Raw genomic sequence first — 18,280 nt, 5'->3', positions numbered from 1 at the left:
TTCATTTATAAACAATCTATTTTTAATACTTAACTTGAGGGACAACAATGCAACGTTATCCTATGACTCCAGAAGGCAAAATTGCCTTGGAGAAAGAATTACACCAATTGAAAACAGTTGATCGTCCACGCATTATAGCAGCGATTGCTGAAGCGCGTGAACATGGGGATTTAAAGGAAAATGCTGAATATCATGCTGCCCGTGAGCAACAAGGTTTCTGCGAAGGACGCGTTCAAGATATTGAAGGGAAATTAGGCGCATGCCAAGTGATCGATATTAAAGAACTTGAGCAAAATGGTCGCGTTGTTTTTGGCGTAACGGTAACGATTGAAAACCTAGATACTGAAGAGCGAAAAACCTATAAAATTGTCGGTGATGACGAAGCTGATTTTAAAATTAGTAAGATTTCAGTGAACTCTCCAATTGCCCGAGGTCTTTTAGGTAAAAGTGAGGGTGATGAAGTCAAAATTACGACACCTCAAGGAGAGGTTGAGTATGAAATTGTTAATGTTGAATATTTATAATTTAAAAGATTCAATATAAAAACTCCCTCAAATGAGGGAGTTTTTTTGCTTTTATTTTTAAATCACTCTTAATCTCAATCAAATTAAAATCGACATCGTCATTTTATCAATATCACTTTATAAATCAGCATAACAATTGAATCTATCCATCATCAACCATGTATCATTTTATTTTATGATTCACTAAAATTTAGATCAACACACTTCATCTTCCTCTTATCAAATTAACGATTTTTATTCATCCAATGTCCGAGCTATATTAGGATTTTATTGAAATAATAGGCTTTAGAACCATGCTCACATTCGTTAAATACTTTACAATCAACTTTCGCTAAAAGAAGCACTTCTTACTTTACTGCTACATTTACTCCAACTTCTATGCATTTCATCTTATGTCTGAAAAACTCATTAATTCTCCTGTAAACCATTGGTGCGAATTCGAATTCATTTCTAAGACCGTGAAAAATCCAAATATTCACATTAAGGGAAATTATTCATATTATTCAGCTTATTGGGATCAAGGTTTTGAACGTTGTGTGGTCCGTTATTTACATCATAAACCGTCTAGTTTAGACAAACCTATCGATCAACTTTACATCGGAAATTTTGTTTGTTTTGGTGCAGAATGCGTCATTATGATGGGTGGAAATCAACTGCATCGTACGGACTGGATTTCAGCGTTTCCATTTGATACACGTGGTTTTGTTCCTGCGGGAGATACCATTATTGGGGATGGCTGTTGGATTGGTAGTCGTGCCATGATCATGCAAGGGGTAAAACTGGGTGAAGGTGCTGTCATTGCAACTGGTGCAGTAGTTACAAAAGATGTGCCTCCATACGCCATTGTCGGTGGTGTACCTGCCAAAATTATCAAATACCGTTTCTCAGCAGAAGAAATTACAAAATTACTTGCATTCAAACTTTATGATTTAGATGAAAAAACCTTCTTAAAAATACGTGAGCAATTACAAAGCAATAATATACATGAGCTTTTAAAAGAACCGCTGAATTCTATATCATCACAATTGTGCCAAAAAGGATAAAAGTCTGATTCATTTACAGCGCATTATTTTAGAATAATAGATGTACCAAATTAAACTTCAATTATTTCATTCGTACATAAAAGAATATTCAGAATATGAATCATCTTTCTGAATATTCTTTTTCAACATTAAGAAGCAGGTAGTGTGACAATTGAAAACTTGCTCACTCCAACACGTTCAATATTCGCTAAGATCTTCGCAATTGTTCCATAAGGAATCTGTTCATCTGCATTTAAACTGAGTGATAGATCAGGATTCATCTGCTTTCTTAACAAAATTTCTGACTCGAATTGTGCCAATGTAATTAGCTCTTTATCCAAATAAATATCACCATTTGACTTTACACTAATCGTGATTGCTTTATTTTCTTGTGATGGCTGAGTTGGGGCTGCCTTAGGTAAATTTACTTTGACCGTATTTGTCATTAAGGGTGCAGTCACAATAAATACAATGAGTAAAACTAACATCACATCGACCAATGGCGTAATATTAATTTCGCTTACGACATCATCTTGCTCAGAAGTTGAAATTGCCATTAAGTTAACACCTTTTCTGCGTGTATATTTTTCACATTTTTTGTTCCTGTTGTAGCGACCGATGGTACTCTAAAACCATTTTTTTGATTTAAGCTGACTAAATCTGTACCGAAATCATCTAGCTGTGCACCGATGGTTTTAACTTTACGCACAAAATAGTTATAGGCAAGCACAGCAGGTACAGCAACAGCTATCCCCAAACCTGTTGCAATCAGCGCTTCACCAATTGGACCTGCAACAGTGTCCATACTCGCATTGCCTGTAATCGCAATGGCCTTTAAAGCATGGATAATGCCGAATACGGTTCCAAATAAACCAATAAATGGTGCATTATTGCCAATCGATGCCAATACTGCAGTTCCTTTATCTAAGTTACGGCGCTCGCTTAAGATTTGTTTCCGTAAATGGCGTTCTAATAGATCTTGACGACTCCATGTTTGTTGCAAATCTTGATGTGTTTGATCATCTGCATGAATTAACGTATCAAATCCAGTTTGAGCAACTCGTGCAGCAGATCCTTCCGAAGTGTTTGCTTTTAACACAGCATCTTGAAGATTTTTTGATGTCCAAAATTCACCGATAAACTTTATATTTTGTCGATAAGCTTTGTATGTTTGAAAGACCTTCACGACAATAACAAGCCAAGTCAGGATGGAAAGTCCAATCAAAAGCCAAACGGTCATATCGTGAATTAAATTCGTAAGATCAGCCATAAATTCTTTCCTTCATCAATTAAATTGAATACATTTTATTTGGGTAATTTAAAATCAAGAGGAACATCTACCCACCCTTCTATTGGCGTAGATCCTCTTTTAGCTGGTGCAAATTTCCACTGCTTTACTGTGCGAAGTGCAGCATCATCCAAAAGTTTTTTACCACTACTTTGTTTTAAATTAATCTCAATGGGTATTCCTGTCACAGAGACCAAAATTCGAAAAACTACACGCCCCTCCCATTCCCGTTCTAATGCCATCTCAGGATATTTTGGAGCAGGATTACTTAAATAACCTGCATAGCCTCTTGCTTCCGTAATTGGAAGATTCTCTGATGTTACTTTTTGCTCTACCAAGGGTTCTGGTTGCGGTGTCACTACATGCTTCGTATCAGAAGAATCATCTTTTGCAACAAGCACAGGTGCAGATGTCATGGCTTGAGCTGGCTTGGGTAATTGAGAGAGCTGTTTCATTACTTTTGTTGGTTGTGGCTTCTCTAAAGGCTGTGGTTTTGGTTGTACCGTAACAGGTGGAATTTTAGGCGCAATAACTTGAGGAATTTCTGGTTTAATCATTTCCACAATAATGGGTACTTCTGGCTTATCATTTATTGGTTCAGGTTGATCATGTTTTGTAAAATGATAAAAACCAAGATGAAACCCAACAATGATCATCAAGCTTAAAATAATGAAACTTCGTTGATGTCCCCATTTTGGCTGTCGATCTTGGATAACAGAAAAGTTAATATTGACCGCTGTTACTGATACTAAATCTTGCTGTACAAAGACCGCATGTTTATAGATCGGGCGTTTTTCATCATTCATAATCTTGCTACTTTAAAATGGAATGATTTAAAAAATGCACACAACAATCCCTTCCAATTCAAATGAACTGAAATCATGTGCGTTTAACTCAAGGAAATGAATTGCTCAATCGACTGCTTTCACGCAATCGAACAAAACAATAGCAACTAAAATGATGATTGCTTTTTACGACTTACACATAGACATTAAGATTTAATTGATTTAATTCAACCTAGCAAAGATGTGTGTTAATCGTATAAAGCAATTCATATGACTTTAAATAACACCTGTAAAGGCGTTAGCAGTAGATTAGAAGTTTATCGATATTCCAGCATACGTTGAAAAACCCTCTCCTGGCGATGATCGTGCAACATCTTGCCCTTTATCGTTATATCCAGGTGAAATTGTAGATGCATAATGTTTATCACCTATATTCTTGAAATCAATCCATGTATTCCACTTCTTACTTTCTGGTTGATAACCAATACTTAAACCCCAAATATTAAAAGCATCTGCATAGAAAGTATTGGCATAATCTACAGCAACTTTAGATGCATATTCTGTATTTAAACTTGCAAACCAACCACTATAAAAGTCCATACGTAACTGTGCTTGATAAAAATGTTTAGGTAAACCTGGTAGCTGATTTTTACCAAAGACAGGATCATCCTTATATCTAAAATCACTGTAGGTATAAGATTGACGCAACGATAAATCCCCCCAACTGTCATGACTAAACAATAAGCTATGCAGTCCTAATTCAACCCCTTGGTGAATTGTTCGACTGGCATTAGATTCAGCAACAACCAAGTTTGGCATTGGTGAAATTTCAACCAGCAATAATTCATTTTTAACTTTTGAATAATAATAGCTGGCATCCCAAGAACCGAGTACAAATTCTCCACGACCACCGAATTCAAATGTCTGTGCTTCCTGATTATCTAAATGAATTGGAGCACGATGACGTCCTGCTGCAGGTCCGCTTCCTTGAGGGAAATATTTATTTGACCCCCAAATCAGTGACCAAGGATGTGGGGGTTCAACACTCTTGCTAAGATTACTATATAAATGAAGCTCTGGATTCACCTCATAACGTAAACCAATTCTAGGTGCAAAATCCCATTTATCTTCGCTTAACTTTTCACCCGTAACTGGATAATACACTTCACTTTCACGCTTGGTATATACCCCTGCAACGCCCAATGTTAACCATAAATTCTCTTTAAGCTCAGAATCATTACTCAATTGAATCACATTATCTGAACCACGATAGGTATATCGTCGGGTGACTGTCCCTGCATCATAACCATTGGCATTAAAACGTAGCGTTTCTTTTACCCCAGAATTAGGTCGATGAGTGGTACTTCGAATAGAAGTTTTAGCAACACTGTTTAAACCAAATAATTCGTAAGGCTGTGAATAAGACAAGCTTGCAGTGACATCACTATATTTCACATCAGTTCGATATAAACTTTCTTTTAAATCCATTGGATAATGATGGTATGCGAAACTTGCCTGAATTTTTCCACCACTGTCCAAGCTCAATGTGGTTTTATTCGCTACCCACGTACTACCAGGTTGGGTTCGCTGTGCATCATATTGTAAATTAAATGGATTGGCAGCTCTTGGATCATCTTTAATTTGTTTTTTCGTTAAACGTCCAGGTGTTTCATGCTCCGTTTCACGATAACGTAAATAAAATCGAGTTTCTAGATCTGGTGTAATTTGGTAACCTACATTTGCAGCAATCCCTTTACTATCGCCAGAACCGTGAACTTGATAACCATTATACGTTGAGCCATTAATAGAAACGTAATAATCAAGTTTATCGATTTGTTGCCCAGAACTTAATGCATATTTCTGAAAACCACGACTTCCTACTTCATATCTTAATTGTAAACGTTCTGCATCTCGCCCTGTTTTCGTCACATAATTAACGGCGCCACCTAATGCTAAAGAACCAACATCAAAGCCATTGGCACCTCTTAATACATCAGCACGACTGATCCATAAAGGTTCTAATAATTCATACGGTGTTCCACCTGGTCCAGTGAAAGGAATATCATCCAATAACACATGTATGCCCGATGCATGCGCACCAGGTGCACGATTAACCCCTGAACCACGAATAGATACTTTCGCACCTTCATTGCCTGGTGATTTTGCATAAATCCCTGGTTGAAGGGCAAATATTTCTTCAGCTGTCCCAGATTTCCCTTTTTCAAATTGCGCTGCACTGACTAAGTTGGTTCCACCTGCAACCTTCCCAAGTGCTTGCTTTGCTGCTTGTAGACTTGATTTCTTTTCAGCAGTGATCAATATTGTATCCAGCTGAATCACATCTTCTTCTTTATCAGATGATTTAATTTCAGCCGCACTGATCGCTCCAGTACTGGCGAATGCAATCATCACAACCAATACTTTCCGATTAAACTGACTTAACTTATTTTCCATATTTAACCATTTACATTAATAACTTAATTTACGTTTAGAAATAGGATGATCCGCCGCTAAACGATCTCCTTTTCCGTATAATTTTTCCCGCAATGTTCCAGGACGATATTCCGTTTTCAATAAACCTCTGCGTCTTAACTCTGGTGCAAGACCATCTGCAAAATCTTCATAACTTCCTGGGGAAATTACATGTGTGACATTAATTCCATCCACACCTGCGTCTTTCCATGTTTGTATTACATCTGCTAAGCGCTCAGGACTACCCACAAGTTGTCTATTACGGCGCCACAGTAAAACTTTGCCCAAAGTCCAACTTTGATCAGGTGCAGATTGTCGAAGACTATTTAACCAACCCTGCTGCGTATTGGTTTTAATTTTTTCCAAAGGCGTATTTAAATCCACAGCCGAAATATCTTGTCCTGCGGCACTACTTAACTGTGCAGCAAATGCTTCTTCATGCAGATATTCACGATAACTTTTATCTTTACGCTGAGCTTCTTCATCGCTTCCCCCAACCACAAAAGTTAAGCCTTGGAAAAATAAAATATCTTCAGGGTTTCGTCCTAATGCTTTTGCACGCTTACGAACATCTGCAATAATTTGCTGTGCACCAAGAGGTGTAGATGAATCTAAGAAAATTGCTTCAGCATTGGCCGCTGCAAATTGACGACCAGCCTCGGACGAACCTGCTTGAAATAATACAGGAGATCGTTGTGGAGATGGCTCAGATAAATGTGGACCTGGAACTTTATAGTATTTCCCTTCATAATTAATACGATGAACCTTTGATCCATCTACATATTTACGATTTTGCTTATCTCTTAAAACCGCACCATCTTCCCAACTTTTTTCCCATAAAGCACCACATGCTTCTAAATATTCAGAAGCCATCGCATAACGCGTATCATGTTCTGGTAAATCATCCCAACCTAAATTTTTAGCGGCACTTGCTAAATGGGAGGTCACAATATTCCAACCTACACGACCTTTCGTAATATGATCTAACGTTGAAATACGACGTGCAAAATTAAAAGGAGGCTCTTGCAAAATTGATTGTGTAAAAATGAAGCCTAAATGCTCTGTTACAGCGCTCATTAAAGGAATAAGCACACTTGGGTCGCCACCGGGTGTTTGCATCGCTTGTTCAAGTGATGTCTGATAACCCCCTTTATAAAGATCATGTACGCCAACAACATCTGCTAAAAATATGCTATCAAACCCACCTCTTTCTAGCGTTTTTGCTAAGTCAATCCAAAATTCTGGTTGCGTATAATCAAATCGCTGTGACTCTGGATGTGCCCAAACACCGTGGTATGCTAATGATACACAATTCTGTTCAAAAGCATTAAAAAACAGCTCATTGTTACCGATATGATTTTTACTTTGTGACATGATTAATCCCATTCAATCTTTAATATTTCAATCCGAGATGAGCCCGAAGGGTCTCGCCCGTATACGCATCTCTAAATGCGTGGTTACGCTTTAAATGAGGCACAATGCCATCTAAAAAACCATTGAGTCCATGATGTAAGTCGGACGGCAAAATAATGAATCCATCAGTACAATACTCATTCACTCGTTGTTGCATCTGATTAGAGATATCAATAATTGTGCCAACAGGTGTCCAATGTCCTCGTGCAGTGACCAATGCATTCAAAACCGCTTTAAGCGTCGCTCTAGAGGATGCAAGTTGATATAGTTTCAGTGCCGTTGTACTTTTTTCAGTTTCTTGCATCTGCTGTAACTGTTTAGTAGTAAAGCCTTGATTTAACTGTTCTATTGTCACAGACAATGTTTTAAAAATGAGCTGAAATCTGGCTAATGCATAGGTATAATCTGTCAGTTCATCTAATTCATTTTTAATACGGACTGCTTCATCTATCGTCTCTGCAACAAATGGCGTAATGCCTTGGAATACTTTTAAATCATCTGCATTTCGACCAAAACTCACTGCTCTACGTTTTACATCTTGATAAAATGCTTTTGCATCTGAAGCCGATGGTTGCATGGTAAACACAATGTCTGCGTGTTGTGCTGCAAAATTTCGACCCTCTTCCGACGATCCTGCCTGAACAATCACTGGTCGATTTTGTATAGAACGTGGACTAGGTAATGCACCTTTTAACTTGATGTGCTGACCATTGAACTCAACTTCTTGAATTTTTTCTGCTGTTGCATATATACCAGTGTGTTTATTTAAAACAATCGCATCTGGTTGCCAGCTTTCCCACAATTTCTTTACAGCAATCGCGACTTCTTCAGCACGTTCATAGCGGTCGTCATGTGAGGGTAAGTGCTCCAAGCCATAGTGTTGCTGTCCAGAGCGTGATGTCACGACATTCCATCCAGCACGCCCATTACTTAAATGATCTAAAGATAAAAATTGTCTTGCAATGCTATACGCTTCATTAAAGGTACTCGACTGCGTACCAATTAATCCGATCTTTTGCGTCACTGCTGACAACGCACTTAATAACGTCAATGGTTCTAATTGATTGGTTGGCCAACTTTCGACCGATGCCACATCAAACCCCAAAACATCGGCTACAAATAAACTGTCTAAATTTGCCTGTTCTGCACGTTGAGCAATACTTTTAAATACATCTAAACGAGCCAATTGATCAGCATGGCTCCCATCAAGCCGCCAAGCAGCTTGATGGAATCCAACATCGCCAATCACTAAGGCTAAATGCATGGAGCGTGAAACACTCATGTGAGTGCCTCTTCATATTCGATTGCAAAATCAGCTTTTAAATTTTGCTGAATTTGTTTTTCTAAAATTAAAAACTTATTGTGAATGAATTTTTTCGCGTCTGCACCAACAATTAAACGCTCTGCAATACCCGCTGTAGATAAATTATTTTCTACATGTTGAATAATATATTGCGCTGCTAAATCTGGATTTCCAGGTTGTTGATTACGATTTGTTGATAGTTGCTGGCGTGCAACACCCACTGTTTCTGCGTAGGCATCTAATTGCTTTTTACTCACCAATAATGATGCATCATTCAAAAACTCAGTTCTTAAAATACCAGGCTCAACAATTAATACTTTAATACCAAAAGCACCCACTTCTTTTGCTAAGGCTTCACTTAAACCTTCTACAGCAAATTTACTTGCAGAATATACGCCCCATGACTGCGCACCTGTAATACCTGCTAAAGAACTCACATTAATAACGACACCTGATTTTTGCTCACGTAGTACAGGCAATACTTGCTGAATGACGTTAATAACAGCATTGACGTTTAAATCAAAAACTTGTGAAATTTCTTCAGGACTTGCTTCCTCAATTGCACCTAATAAGCCACGTCCCGCATTGTTAACTACATAATCAATATGACCAAAACGCGCAACCGTTTGCTGTACTGCATTTTGAACACTCTCAGCATTCAGTAAATCCACCTGCACATTCAATAACTGTGCATGTTGAATTCCGATATCTGAATGACGACTTAACGATACAACTTGATGTCCTTGATCCAATAAGTTTTTAACTAAAAAATGACCTAAACCGCGACTTGTACCTGTAATAAACCAAACTGCCATGTGTAAGAGCTCCCACCCATTCAAGAGTGTAAAAAATTTAAGGAAGAAATTAAAACGTGTTAAAGGATGCCGCTATTCGGTGGTAAAATCCCATTTAAGCGAAAGTTACCCAAATGATGAATTTTCCATCTAATTGGATCATGTAAAGAATGCGTCCGTGTATTACGCCAATGTCGATCATAAGCAAACCTACGATCTGTGCCACTAGCACCCATATGTTCAAAAATATGACTTGATATAGTTAAGGCATTTTGAGCCGTAAATGTTTTTGCTGCGGCAATCGCAAGTGATACTTCAGCAGCGGCTTGTTCTGCTGCTTCTTTTGAACTTGGATTTCGAATTTCAGCATCATATAAATCATATGTTCGTGCTGCCGTCTCTAATAAAGCTTGTGCTGCACGACGTTGAATATCAAATTCACCAAAGTTCCGAATCACCACAGGATCTTCAGTATTTCGTGTATAAGGCGACTCAGCAGATGGGCGAGATTTATCACGAACAAATGTTACCGCATCTTTTAATGCTGCATCCATAATGCCTAAATCTAAAGCAATATGATGTAATTGCCCAAAAGCACCATGACATTGAGGTTGTTCAAAGATTCTCCATCGCTCGACAAAGTTTTCCTTTGAAATAAAGACATCTTTGAATTCTGTAGTACCACTGGATGTTCCTCTCTGACCAAAACTATTCCAGTCTTGCTCAATGGTTAAACCAATGGCATCACGATGTACATAAGCAACACCAAGTCGATCATGCGGATCTTTTGCCATAACAGCAATCCAACGCGCAATACTTGCACCAGTACTATAGAATTTTTTACCATTTAGCACATAACCAGAGCCATCGTCCAAAGCTTGAAGTTTTGTCAGTAAGTGTTTCTCTCCGCGTGGAACACCAATTTCATTGGTTCCATTACCAATCCACGCACCATCCAATACTTCATGAAAAAACTTCTGTTGTTGTTCTACTGTTCCGACACGACTTAAAGCATCCACTGCGGCAAAATGTGGTTGAAATAATTGAGATACTGAAGGATCTGCTTCAGCAATTTTCTGGCATACATTTGCAATACTCACTGCACTTGCATCAACGCCGCCAAATTCCTTTGGTACATTCAGTGCCAACAAACCACTTTGAGCAATCAATTCTATTGCCTCATTTGCAATTAGACCTTGGAAATCACGATCTATCGCATGTTGAGCAATTCTAGGAACAATACGATTTAAAATATAGCTAATTTCCGATTCACTCTTAATCACATGTACCGCTGTCATACTTTGTACTCATTCACAATCTTAATCTTTTGTACGGTGTCTTCAGGCTCTTTGGGAGGAGAAACATCCATATTTCGTGCAGAAATTGCATCACCAATTTTCTCACTGCTTCTAAACATTCGAATTAACGTTGGTAAAATAATATGATGTCTTGCTCGACCAAATCCTCTTGCTTTCCATGCATCATTTGACACTTGGAATGCTCTTGATACCGTGGGAATAGAACGTAGCGTTAATGTCAAAACTAAGCAGATACGCCATGTATCTATTCCTAATTTCTCTAAAGGGCTTAATGCCCATTCAAATGTGTCTAACATTTCTGAAATATTCGTTGTTAGCGTTAAAAGACCTGCGGCTAAAACTGCAATATAAAGCTGTGCAGATAAACGAACGCCATGCTCCCAGCCAATGGTTAATGCTTGTGCCGATACAATCAGCACAATAAAAGGAAGTAAGCGAATAAAGATTTTGAAAATATGCTTAAATCCTAACGATGCACTCCAGTAAACAGCAACAAGAACAACCCAAAAACCGATATAAGAAAGAAGATTAGGGCTTAGGCTTAAGGCTGTAACAAAAACAATTAACCCTAAAAACTTCCATCGAGCAGAAAGTTGATGTAACCAAGAATGTTCTTTGACATATAACTCAATCATGCAGCCGACTCCTGTTCAAAATCAGCCAATCTGCTTTCAACCAAAGTTTTGTACTGTTTAACGGCTTCTGCTGGTGCTCCATCAAAATATATTTGTCCTTGATCTACCACTAATACACGATCAAAGTCTTCAATGATTTCTAATTGATGCGTCAACAGAATCACTTGCTGTTCCAAATTCCGAATGGTTTTAACAAAAACATTCACATTATGAAAATCTAATAACGTCGTTGGTTCATCACAAATTAAAATTTTCGGATCTGTGACCAAAACTGATGCCAGCGCCAACATTTGCTTTTGTCCACCTGAAAGTGAATGTGCAGGATGATCTGCATGTTTATGCAAATTAAAACGCTTTAATATTTGCAAAACTTCAGCATGAACGACTTCTTTTTTCAGCTTTTTCCAGCGTAATCCTAATGCCACATCTTCTTGCACCGTTGGCATAATAATTTGACTATCTGCATCTGAGAAAATAAAACCAACATGTCTTCTGGCTTCAATCGGCTTTAACTTTGTATTAATTCCATTGACAAGAACATGACCTTGGTCTGGAACCAATAATCCATTTAACATTCTTGCTAAAGTCGATTTTCCTCCCCCGTTTGCACCAATAATGGCAATTCGCTTCTCTGTCAATTCTAACGATATATTACGTAAGGCAACCCAACTACCAAAACTGTGGCTAATATTCTGAACTGAAATCATGACTTATCTCTCCTGATTTAAAACGACTCTTTATCTCAGCCCAGCTTTTGGGATCCGATAAGCCCGAAGCAATGAGGCTGCGACCAAAGAAACGATAATTGCTTTCACAATATCTCCAGGAAGAAACTCGATTGCTGAAAGCATAATGGCAAGTAAACCATTATCTAAACGCCATGCTGCAATAGGCAGCCCTATGGCATATATAACAACGATGCCACCAACTAAATTTGCAATTAAAAACCTAATAAATAAAAAACGAGTGGGCTGTTTAGGTGCCAACCATGCAATTGTTAAAACACCAGGAATCCACCCAAATAAATATCCAATGCTTGGGCTAAATAAAATTCCTACTCCGCCCCGACCACCTGCTAATAATGGAAGCCCAGCTAGAACTAAAGCGATAAATGTCACGATCACATTCAATGATCTTCGCGCGCCTAAGAGGCTGCCTGTCATCATGACACCCATGGACTGTAATGTAATTGCAACTGGCCCTAACGGAATCATTCCTAACATACCCAAGACTGCAATAAAGGCAGCGAATAATGCAATGAGTGCCAAATCTCTAGGCAATAATGGCAACTTATGATCTCTTGGATATTGGGAAATGTGTGTAGCATTCAATTCATCACCTCATCATGTTATGAGTTAATTACATAACGAATAGCAATATCGCATATATTTTTTTATACAAAAAATAATTATTATGAATATAAATATCACTTATTTGAATATTGTTTGCACCAAATTAATCAATGTAGCTAAATAATCTTAATAAATTGACTTATATTATTTTCAACATATGTTATATATATAACCAATAACCTACCAACTATTTATTCATTCATAAAAATGTGTATCATGATGCATGCTTAAATTCATGCTTAGGGATGCAATCTTGGATAACCAATGCGAATATAATCCACCATTATCTGAACAAGATTTAAAGTTCAATTTTAGAAGTGGAATGCCCTGTCTTTATTTAGTTGAAACTTTTGGGGAGTGGACTAGGCGACGTTATGACAGAATTCTCAATGGGGAAGTATGGAATACATGGTTAAAATTAATTGACTTTCCAACACCAACACATACAGCAACCACTAAAGATCTAACAAAAATGGCAGAATTACGTAGAGCGATCTATGGAATGGGGCAATCAACTGTCAAAAATTTACCGCCATTGGAAACAGATATACAAGTAATCAATCATTTCGCCTCTTTTCCAACACCTCAAATACAACTGAGTAAAAGCGGTGATCAATGCGAATATTCACTCGGAATTAGCCAAGAACAAATTTTGTCTCTCTTTGCACGAGATGCCATTCAGTTATTTTCAGGAGAGTTTTCAAATCGTATTCGTGAATGCAAAAGCCATATTTGTCCAGTTGTATTTGTCGATAAGTCACGTCGCGGAGATCGTCAATGGTGTTCAACAAACTGTGGCGCACGGCATGCTACAGCTAAATATAGAGAGAAACTCAAAGACTGTTAAACTTATTCTTTCAATCGCCATTTCACTTAACTTACGAGTAATTTTTTACTCGTAAGTTAATCAAATAATAATCAGGCTGAAATAACTGCTATAAACTTTTAAAACTTATTTTGAATATTTAAACAAACTGAATATCTGAAATAAAATTTCTTAACCAAATTAAATCTTGATCTTTGCCTTTATTGGTATTCCACACCATAAAGACACGAAAGGATGGAACATGAATAGGCACTGGGCAATAATCTAATTTACTAATACTTGCATAATATTTTGCAGCAAACGTTGGAATTGTGGCCACAATATCTGTATCAATAATGGCTGTCATTGCACCAGAAAAATGGGTAAAAGAAGCTTTAACTTTCCGAATCACATTATTACTTTCAAAAATGTCATCAATAAATCCCCTCCTTGCATCATAAGAAATACGCACATGATTACAATTAAAGTAATCTTCTTGTGAAAATGCAGATGCTGAATGAAATTCAGGATCATATAAACATGAATATGACGAAGAAAATAGTGTTTCTGCTTTGAAGTTATGATTAATAAAATTAGGTTCTGCACAGATTAATAAATCACAATCATGTTGCTCATAAGTCTGTAGAAAAATTTGACTACTGGTTTGATAAAAAGAAAATGTCACGTGTAAATTATTTTTAGTGATTAATTTAAGTAAGGATTTTGAAAGTACGCCTTCCAGATCATCAGATAAAGCTATTTTAAATACGCGATTTGATGTTTTTGGATCAAACTTTTCTTGCTCAGGTGAAATTAATGAAATCGTATTAAGTGCCAATGAAATTTTAGGTGCTAATTCCATTGCATAATTTGTAGGAACCATACACTGATTCGTTCTAATAAATAATTCATCATTAAAAATATCTCTTAATCGCTTTAATGATGAACTAATTGCACCTTGCGAAACACATAAAATCACAGCGGTACGAGTAACACTTCGTTCATTCATTAAACAATGAAAGACAATTAATAAATTTAAATCAAGACGAGCAATATTAATCAAATTAATCATAGTCATTAAAATTCATAGTTTGTTTAATCAATAAATTTTCCATAGTCTAAATCTTACTCACATCAAGGATTTGATTATGGAAAGAATAGTAAATCATTCATCCCCCTCACCAACAAGTGAAATATTGAATGAAAATAAACCTGAACAATCTACAGCAAAAAGGACCATTGCTGTCGGTATTGGTAACTTTATGGAATGGTTTGACTTCGCAATTTATGGTTATTTTGCAGCTGTCATTGGCATGCTCTTTTTCCCTTCAAATGCACCAGGTGTCTCTTTCTTATCGGCACTTGCCGTATTTGCAGTCGGTTTTGTAGCACGACCATTCGGTGCAGCGCTTCTAGGGCCGATCGGAGATAAACTGGGGCGAAAAGTCGTATTAATTATTACTGTTTTTGGAATGGGTGTATTCACCACATTAATTGGTTTATTACCAAGTTACGCATCGATTGGTATTTGGGCCCCTATTTTACTGATTACATTTCGATTTTTTCAAGGAATGATGGTGGGTGGTGAATGGTCTAGCGCAGGTATCTTTTTAGTCGAAAGTGCGAAACAGAATCGTCGTGCATTAGCGGCAAGTATCATTACAACAACAGCTGGGCTTGCCTTTCTTATTGGTACAGCCACGGCTGCGTGGATTAATGCAACACTGACTGAACATGAACTGATGACATGGGGATGGCGTATTCCCTTTATTCTCTCTTTATTCATGACCATTATTGCACTCTACATTCGACGTAAACTTTCAGATACTCCTATATTTGAAGAATTACATAAAAAAGGTTCTGTGATTGAAGAACAACGTGAATATTTAAGTAAACGAGAAGGTTTCATAGTTACCTTTGCATTTTCTGCTTTATTTGGTGTATCGCTCTATTACTTTATTACCTATATGAATAATCATTTGGTAAAAACCGTTCAACTTTCTCCAACAATTTCTTTAATTATTTGCAGTATAGCACTCATTTTTTATGTCATTTTCAACCCACTTGTCGCCCTTGCTTTAGATAAGTTTGGTCGACGTAAAATCCTCTTATGTGCCGCATTTTTATTAGCAATCCTTGCTTATCCACTTTTCTTACTGATTAATACAGGTTCATTTTTTGCCATTAGTATTGCTTTAATCATTTTAGGGCTATTGGTTGCGATCACCGCTGTATGTGATGTTGTTTTATTGGTCGAAATTTTTCCAGCATCAACACGTTCAACCAGCGCAGCACTCGGTCATAATTTAGCTTTGGCAATTCTCGCAGGACCAGGTCCATTTATTGCAGCTTACTTAATACAAGTCACTCATAATCCAAATGTACCAGCATGGTATTTAAGTGCTGTGGCATTTATTGCATTCATTATTCTTTGGAAAAAACTTCCTGAAACCATCAATGTTGATATCACAAAAGGATAGGAGATTCTTATGGTTAAAATAGCAGTGATACAAGCTTCGGCTATCCCCTTTGAACCACAAAAAACCGTCGCTAAGGCAATTGAAATATTATCAAGAGTCTCTCAAAAAGGTGCCCAGCTTGCAGTTTTTCCAGAAGCATTTTTAGGTGGTTATCCCAAAGGCGTTAAATTTGGTTCTGTTGTGGGTAATCGATCTGATGAAGGTCGAAACTTATATCAAAAATATGTCGAAGGTGCCGTTGAAATTAACGGTGATGAAATCGCATCATTAATTGAAGCGTCCACTACATACAATACTATTATTGTGATGGGAATTATTGAAAAATTGGGGCGGACTTTATACTGCACAAGTATTACCCTAGAACCACAAAAAGGTCTAACAGGTTTCCATCGAAAACTCATGCCAACAGGACAAGAACGTCTCATTTGGGGCTTTGGTGATGGATCTACAATTCCTGTCACATCAACCGCTGTTGGAAAAATTGGAACTGTCATCTGCTGGGAAAACTATATGCCAGCCTTAAGACAAGCCATGTATGCACAGCATGTAGAATTGTATTGTACCCCAACGGCAGATGATCGACCGACTTGGATAAATTCTATGGTTCATATTGCTTTAGAAGGTCGAGTATTTGTAATTTCTGCTTGCCAAGCCATTAAGCTTAATGAATATCCAACAGAATTTATTGAACAGTATGAACTTAATGCGAATGTGAATGATTACATTATGCATGGCGGTAGTGTGGTCATTTCGCCTTTAGGTGAAATTCTAGCAGGTCCTGTTTATGATCAAGAAACAGAAATTTATGTCGATCTTGATCTTTCAATTTTAGAAGCTTCAAACTTAGATTTCGATGTGAATGGTCACTATTCAAGACCAGATATCTTTACGCTTAATGTTAATTCAAAGCCACAAAAAAGTGTCATATTTGATTAAAGATTGAATAAATTTCTATTGATATACAATGGCACTTAATACAGTGCCATTGTAATTAAACCCCATAGTTTTCATCATATTTTATCTTTTATGATATTCTAAAAATAAATTTAACCATTACTCATTAAATGAAAAGTTTTCAATTAAAATGTTTTTCATCCAATTAATTGCTGAATCATTTTTAAATAATTGATGATAAAAAATATTAACTTCAATGAAATTTGAATCACTTTGAATTGGAAATATTTTAAATTGTTGATAAAAATTATATTTCTGAGCAATTGAGTTTGGAATAATTACCGCATAATCTGTTTTATTTACGATATCTGGTGCAGCACTATAATAAGGAATTGAAATTTTACAATCAAATTTAAACTTTTTTAATATCTCATCAATAATCTCAGAATGACCTGTTATATTGGTATTAATTGTAATTAATTTTAATTGGTCAAAATCTATTTTATTTTCTTCATTTTTAATATAAGGGTGTCCATCTCTGACCATGAGAACAAAATAATCATTAAAAAGTCGCTCTGAAATTATATTAACATTATGTTTTTTTAAAGTGGGAAAATTTCCAATTGCAAAATCAAGTTTTCCATCTCGCATACTCATTTCAATTTCATCTTGTACTAACTGAATAACATTAATATCAGTTTTTAAATTTGAATCTTCTAACAACATACATAAAGGTGGAATGAAATAAGATTGTGCAACATCAGACATGGTAATATTAAAGTTTTTCTTTTGAGCCAAATTATTATTAAATCCTTGATGGTTTAATGAAAGCTCAATTAATTCAATCGATTTTTTTAGATTTTGAATAATTTTTTCACTAAATAATGTAGGTTCCATTTTTCCAAATGAGCGAATAAATAATAAATCACCATAAGCAGCTCTAAGTTTTTTTAACGCTTGACTCACCGCAGGTTGACTAATATTTAATAAATTAGCAGTTAATGTTAAGCTCTTTGTATCATATAAAGTACAAAATAATTTAATTAAATTATAGTCAAACTTACCCATTAAAAAATCCTTTTATAAATGGAATATTTTGATACTAACAAACTATTTATATATCGAATAGCTTATTTTATGCTTGTTATAGAGTTTAAATCTCAATTTAGAGTAAAGCCTAAATAATTTTAGGCT

The 18,280-nt window shown here is 36.5% G+C and carries 18 protein-coding genes; 5 read left to right on the top strand and 13 right to left on the bottom strand.

Going from position 1 to position 18,280, the window contains the following annotated elements:
• Window positions 1–47 precede the first annotated feature (47 nt).
• Window positions 48–524, top strand: coding sequence for a transcription elongation factor GreA (gene greA / locus B9T31_RS09030; RefSeq protein ID WP_086181631.1), 477 nt, complete (start codon window positions 48–50; stop codon window positions 522–524).
• Between the two features lie 392 nt (window positions 525–916).
• Entirely contained in the window at window positions 917–1,567 is a 651-nt protein-coding gene (locus B9T31_RS09025) for a CatB-related O-acetyltransferase (RefSeq protein WP_086181630.1), read from the top strand.
• A gap of 128 nt (window positions 1,568–1,695) precedes the next feature.
• Here B9T31_RS09025 and B9T31_RS09020 read toward each other — a convergent pair whose 3' ends face one another.
• The 11 genes from B9T31_RS09020 to B9T31_RS08970 form a co-directional block, all read right to left on the bottom strand.
• Window positions 1,696–2,103, bottom strand: coding sequence for an ExbD/TolR family protein (locus B9T31_RS09020; RefSeq protein WP_086181629.1), 408 nt, complete (start codon window positions 2,101–2,103; stop codon window positions 1,696–1,698).
• Window positions 2,103–2,816: a MotA/TolQ/ExbB proton channel family protein gene (locus B9T31_RS09015; RefSeq protein ID WP_086181628.1), complete on the bottom strand. Its 714-nt coding sequence runs from the start codon at window positions 2,814–2,816 to the stop codon at window positions 2,103–2,105. Before B9T31_RS09015 ends, B9T31_RS09020 begins: the two co-directional genes overlap by 1 nt.
• A 35-nt stretch (window positions 2,817–2,851) precedes the next feature.
• Complete coding sequence (locus B9T31_RS09010) at window positions 2,852–3,640, bottom strand: energy transducer TonB (protein ID WP_086181627.1); 789 nt, start codon at window positions 3,638–3,640, stop codon at window positions 2,852–2,854.
• A gap of 288 nt (window positions 3,641–3,928) precedes the next feature.
• Window positions 3,929–6,073 (bottom strand): TonB-dependent receptor family protein, encoded by a 2,145-nt coding sequence (locus B9T31_RS09005; RefSeq protein WP_086181626.1) that lies wholly within the window; start codon window positions 6,071–6,073, stop codon window positions 3,929–3,931.
• A gap of 15 nt (window positions 6,074–6,088) precedes the next feature.
• Window positions 6,089–7,465, bottom strand: a complete 1,377-nt coding sequence (locus B9T31_RS09000; protein WP_171264725.1) for an LLM class flavin-dependent oxidoreductase — start codon at window positions 7,463–7,465, stop codon at window positions 6,089–6,091.
• Between the two features lie 19 nt (window positions 7,466–7,484).
• Entirely contained in the window at window positions 7,485–8,786 is a 1,302-nt protein-coding gene (locus tag B9T31_RS08995) for an NtaA/DmoA family FMN-dependent monooxygenase (protein ID WP_086181624.1), read from the bottom strand.
• Window positions 8,783–9,622: an SDR family oxidoreductase gene (locus B9T31_RS08990; RefSeq protein ID WP_086181623.1), complete on the bottom strand. Its 840-nt coding sequence runs from the start codon at window positions 9,620–9,622 to the stop codon at window positions 8,783–8,785. The genes B9T31_RS08995 and B9T31_RS08990 overlap by 4 nt, the downstream gene beginning before the upstream one ends.
• Window positions 9,623–9,681: 59 nt before the next feature.
• Window positions 9,682–10,899: an acyl-CoA dehydrogenase family protein gene (locus B9T31_RS08985; RefSeq protein WP_086181622.1), complete on the bottom strand. Its 1,218-nt coding sequence runs from the start codon at window positions 10,897–10,899 to the stop codon at window positions 9,682–9,684.
• Entirely contained in the window at window positions 10,896–11,555 is a 660-nt protein-coding gene (locus B9T31_RS08980; RefSeq protein ID WP_086181621.1) for an energy-coupling factor transporter transmembrane component T family protein, read from the bottom strand. The genes B9T31_RS08985 and B9T31_RS08980 overlap by 4 nt, the downstream gene beginning before the upstream one ends.
• Window positions 11,552–12,262: an energy-coupling factor ABC transporter ATP-binding protein gene (locus B9T31_RS08975; RefSeq protein ID WP_086181620.1), complete on the bottom strand. Its 711-nt coding sequence runs from the start codon at window positions 12,260–12,262 to the stop codon at window positions 11,552–11,554. The genes B9T31_RS08980 and B9T31_RS08975 overlap by 4 nt, the downstream gene beginning before the upstream one ends.
• 30 nt (window positions 12,263–12,292) lie before the next feature.
• The gene (locus B9T31_RS08970) at window positions 12,293–12,886 is read right to left on the bottom strand and encodes a biotin transporter BioY (RefSeq protein ID WP_213033230.1); all 594 of its coding nucleotides are present in this window, start codon (window positions 12,884–12,886) and stop codon (window positions 12,293–12,295) included.
• A gap of 274 nt (window positions 12,887–13,160) precedes the next feature.
• Here B9T31_RS08970 and B9T31_RS08965 point away from each other — a divergent pair, with 274 nt between their 5' ends.
• The gene (locus tag B9T31_RS08965; RefSeq protein WP_171264724.1) at window positions 13,161–13,754 is read left to right on the top strand and encodes a CGNR zinc finger domain-containing protein; all 594 of its coding nucleotides are present in this window, start codon (window positions 13,161–13,163) and stop codon (window positions 13,752–13,754) included.
• Window positions 13,755–13,872: 118 nt separating this feature from the next.
• Here the strand turns inward: B9T31_RS08965 and B9T31_RS08960 are convergent, their stop codons facing one another.
• Entirely contained in the window at window positions 13,873–14,790 is a 918-nt protein-coding gene (locus B9T31_RS08960) for a LysR family transcriptional regulator (protein ID WP_086181618.1), read from the bottom strand.
• A 70-nt stretch (window positions 14,791–14,860) separates the two neighbouring features.
• Here B9T31_RS08960 and B9T31_RS08955 point away from each other — a divergent pair, with 70 nt between their 5' ends.
• Together B9T31_RS08955 and B9T31_RS08950 are read left to right on the top strand one after the other, a co-directional pair.
• Entirely contained in the window at window positions 14,861–16,192 is a 1,332-nt protein-coding gene (locus tag B9T31_RS08955) for an MFS transporter (RefSeq protein ID WP_086181617.1), read from the top strand.
• A 9-nt stretch (window positions 16,193–16,201) separates the two neighbouring features.
• A complete protein-coding gene (locus tag B9T31_RS08950) occupies window positions 16,202–17,128 on the top strand; it encodes a carbon-nitrogen hydrolase family protein (protein ID WP_086181616.1) in 927 nt (308 codons plus the stop codon).
• A 117-nt stretch (window positions 17,129–17,245) separates the two neighbouring features.
• Here B9T31_RS08950 and B9T31_RS08945 read toward each other — a convergent pair whose 3' ends face one another.
• Window positions 17,246–18,154, bottom strand: coding sequence for a LysR family transcriptional regulator (locus B9T31_RS08945; RefSeq protein WP_086181615.1), 909 nt, complete (start codon window positions 18,152–18,154; stop codon window positions 17,246–17,248).
• Window positions 18,155–18,280 lie beyond the last annotated feature (126 nt).

The organism is Acinetobacter sp. ANC 4558 (genome assembly GCF_002135375.1).
In the GTDB taxonomy this organism is placed as follows: domain Bacteria; phylum Pseudomonadota; class Gammaproteobacteria; order Pseudomonadales; family Moraxellaceae; genus Acinetobacter.
The sequence above is the reverse complement of the archived record's forward strand: the minus strand, read 5'-3'. Positions and strand labels throughout refer to the sequence as shown.